This is a genomic window from Vibrio sp. 10N.222.55.C6, assembly GCF_041473395.1.
Lineage (GTDB): Bacteria > Pseudomonadota > Gammaproteobacteria > Enterobacterales > Vibrionaceae > Vibrio > Vibrio crassostreae_C.
The window spans coordinates 1-575 of the sequence record NZ_JBFRSD010000704.1 but is presented as its reverse complement, the minus strand read 5'-3'; the positions used below and the strand labels follow the sequence as shown (position 1 = coordinate 575).

The following is a 575-nucleotide window of genomic DNA, read 5'->3' as shown; positions in this document are numbered from 1 at the left end:
CCTTTATCGCGGTCAGTGATAAGGTTCCTTCTTGGCTCAATGTCACCGGCTGGACGTTGATCGTATTGATGCTGTTGCTAGGCTGGGCAACATTAAAAGCCGATAACATCATCGCTTGGTGTGAAAAGCAACGGAATAACAACCGCCCGACTCGTTAACACGAAGGCTTACCTTTTACTCACATTAACGTATCGAAAGCCGCCGCCTTAAAACGGCGCATTTTCGCTAGGGCTTGTCTTTCACGTCTTGTATTTTCTTCTCTTCAGCGGCATCGGGGCGTCTTGAACACACCTCTTCAAATTGATTTAACGTCGTTTCATCGATCGCGCCTGATTGGTGTAAATCATTGACGGTCTCACTCACTGTCTTCAATACATCGCTCATCTCATCCTCACTTTGATGCTCACAACCTTTGCTTTTGTCCTCTGAGCTTAACAGAAACGATACCAAAACGAACTCATAAGATCAGTCGCAACTGGCAAAGTGAATCAGCGCTTTTCAACGTTAAATAAACCTTAACTTAAAGACTCAAGTTTGCGACAGAACCGGGGATTCGCAAGAATACGGCGTTGATA

General features: G+C 45.2%; 1 protein-coding gene. It reads right to left on the bottom strand.

Translation table 11 applies throughout. From position 1 onward, the window contains the following. Window positions 1–225: 225 nt before the first annotated feature. Complete coding sequence (locus AB4486_RS25735; RefSeq protein ID WP_170962346.1) at window positions 226–384, bottom strand: hypothetical protein; 159 nt, start codon at window positions 382–384, stop codon at window positions 226–228. Between the last annotated feature and the right edge of the window lie 191 nt (window positions 385–575).